This window comes from Methylopila musalis (assembly GCF_042679725.1).
Taxonomy (GTDB): domain Bacteria; phylum Pseudomonadota; class Alphaproteobacteria; order Rhizobiales; family Methylopilaceae; genus Methylopila; species Methylopila musalis.
The window spans coordinates 1-2,443 of record NZ_JBHTMX010000292.1; the positions used below are offsets into that span (position 1 = coordinate 1).

The following is a 2,443-nucleotide window of genomic DNA, read 5'->3' on the forward strand; positions in this document are numbered from 1 at the left end:
CCGCGCGCTGCTGGCGCGGCGCGGGACGCCGCCCCTGCGCGGCGTCTGGTCCGCGCCCGGCGGCATGATCGAGCTTGGCGAGACCGCAGCCGACGCGGCGCTGCGGGAGCTTGGCGAGGAGACCGGCGTCACGGCCGAGATCGTAGGCCTCGTGGACGTGGTGGACGTGATCCTGAAAGCGCCCGACGGGGCCGTTGAGCGGCATGTGACCATCCTCGCCTTCGCCGGCCGATGGCTCGCCGGCGAGGGCGTCGTGAGCGCCGAGGCGCTGGAGATCGGCTGGTTCGCGCCCGAGGCGATCGCGCGGCTGGAGGCCACGCCCCGGCTCGCGGAGATCGCGGCGGCCGCGGTGGCGCGGGCCGGGTGAGGCGCTTGTCACCGGAGCGCCGCCACGGCAGAGTCGCCGCCGTCATGACGGTCGCGCCGGTTCTTCTCTCGCTCGCTCTTGCGCTGGCGCCCGTCGGAGCGGCCGCGGCGCAGACCGATTCGGGCGAGCGCCGCACCCGGACCGCTCCGGCCGCCGCCGCAAAAGCCCCTCCCCCGGCCGCGCCCGCCGCCCCGTCCGCGCCGCCTTACGAGCCCCAGCTCATCCGGCTGGCGCAGGTTCTCGGCGGCCTGCACCACCTGCGCGCCGTGTGCGGGGCGGCGGACGCAGGCGTCTGGCGCGAACGCATGGCGAGCCTCGTGCAGGCGGAGGGCGCCTCGCCCGAGCGGCGCGACCGGCTGGCCGGCGCCTTCAACGACAGCTACCGGGCCTGGGCGCGCAGCTACCGCGCCTGCACGCCCGCCGCCGAACTCGCCGCCCGCCGCTTCCTCACGGAGGCGCGAACGGTGGCGACCGACGTAAGCGATCGCTACGGGCCGTGACGCGAAAACCTGTCGAATTGTCCCTCGCGCGTTAACCGTTTCTTCGAGAATCGATCCACTTCGCGCTGCGTTCCGCTAGATTCAGGGCGGGACGGAAGGACATGCGATGGCTCAAAACGATTCGACGACCGAAGAGACGGGGACGGACGGACGACGCGCGGCGCTGGTGTATCTGGATGAAGCCTGGGAAGAGGCGCTGCTGGACGGCATCGCGCCCGACTGCGTGGCCCACGCCGCCCTGTTCGCGGCGCTGAAGGAGTTCGTGCTGTTCTTCGGCGAGGAAGCGACCGCGACGTTCGTGGAGCGCCTGCCCGAACGCATCCGCACCGGCGGCTACACCCTCCCCACCCAACCGCATTGAGCGACCCGGCGGCCTAACGGCGCCGTCGAGGTCTCGCCGACCGGACGTCGGCCGCGCCGGACATCTCACGCCGTGAGCGTCTCCATCCGGAAATACGGCAGCACGTGTCATCTGCCGATGTCGCCGGCGACAAGGCGACGCCGTCGCTGGGCGGGTTTGAGGGGCGCGACCTGATTGTCACCGAGACGATAGACGGCGAAAACCCCACGATCCACCGCTCCAGCTGTCACGCCCGCAGCCCCGTATGTCAGGGGTGGGCACGTTCCGTCCGAGCCTCACTGGACCCAAGGCGAAACTGACCCGAACCGTCTGGCGGGCGCCCGAACATCGCGTCAGCGCGGCGTCCCGACGCTCAGGCTCCGACAGCGCCCGCCGGCAGGTCTTCTCCCCAGCGCATCGCCTCCTCAATCCGCACGCCGCGACGGTCTGATCTGACGCGCCACCCTGAAATCCCTCCACGGATAGCTGGGTCACGAACTCATAAAGCGGCAGGGCGTCGTGGCCGCAGCGGCTGTCACGCCGGTACGAACACGATGGTCGCGCCCCAGGGGTCGGCGACGCGCAGGCCGTGGGCGTCGCGGGCGTAGGGGAGGCGGCGGGCGTCGAGGCGGGCGGCGACCGCGTCCACGGCGGCCGCGTCCGGCAGGATCGCCTCGAAGCTGAGCAGCCCCGTGGAGCCCTCCGGCGCCGGGCCGCGCCCCCGGCTCGCCCAGACATTGGCAGCGAGGTGGTGGTGATAGCCGCCGGCGCTCATGAAGACCGCGCCCGGATAGGTGGTGGTCTGCTCGAAGCCGATCGCGTCGATCCAGAAGGCGCGCGCCGCCGCCAGATCGCCGACCTGCAGGTGGATGTGGCCGACGCGGGTTCCCGCCGGCTGGGCGGCGTCGAGATCGACGCCCGGCGCGAGCAGGTCGAGCATCCGCTCCGCGTCGAGCGGCTCGGTCGCCATGGCGATCTCGTCGCCGCGCCGGGGCCACTCCTCCCGCGGCCGGTCGCGGTAGATCTCGAGTCCGTTGCCGTCCGGGTCGTCCAGATAGAGCGCCTCGCTGACCAGATGGTCGGAGGCGCCGATGCGCAGCCGCTCGCGCACGAGCCGCGCCAGCGTGAGGGCGAGGTCGCGCCGCTCCGGCAGCAGGATCGCCACATGGAACAGCCCCGCCGCCTCGCGCGGCTTCGCCGGCGCGCCGCGCCGCTCCACCAGCCGCAGCACGTCAG

The 2,443-nt window shown here is 72.9% G+C and carries 4 protein-coding genes; 3 read left to right on the forward strand and 1 reads right to left on the reverse strand.

The genetic code is table 11. The annotated features are described in order from the left end of the window. The 3 genes from ACFQ4O_RS16830 to ACFQ4O_RS16840 all read left to right on the forward strand — a co-directional run. On the forward strand, nt 1-367 hold a 367-nt coding region (locus ACFQ4O_RS16830), incomplete at its 5' end, for an NUDIX hydrolase (RefSeq protein WP_378777420.1). Between the two features lie 44 nt (nt 368-411). After that, nucleotides 412-867, forward strand: coding sequence for a TIGR02301 family protein (locus ACFQ4O_RS16835; protein WP_378777422.1), 456 nt, complete (start codon nt 412-414; stop codon nt 865-867). Between the two features lie 106 nt (nt 868-973). Next, a complete protein-coding gene (locus ACFQ4O_RS16840) occupies nt 974-1,228 on the forward strand; it encodes a hypothetical protein (RefSeq protein WP_378777424.1) in 255 nt (84 codons plus the stop codon). 514 nt (nt 1,229-1,742) lie between these two features. Here ACFQ4O_RS16840 and ACFQ4O_RS16845 read toward each other — a convergent pair. After that, nucleotides 1,743-2,443 (reverse strand): VOC family protein (locus tag ACFQ4O_RS16845; protein WP_378777426.1); only part of this gene is annotated, 701 nt, incomplete at its 5' end.

Excerpts from the sequence above, each read along its gene's own strand:
- ACFQ4O_RS16835 (WP_378777422.1), top strand. The coding sequence starts at position 412 with ATGACGGTCGCGCCGGTTCTTCTCTCGCTCGCTCTTGCGCTGGCGCCC.
- ACFQ4O_RS16840 (WP_378777424.1), top strand. The coding sequence starts at position 974 with ATGGCTCAAAACGATTCGACGACCGAAGAGACGGGGACGGACGGACGA.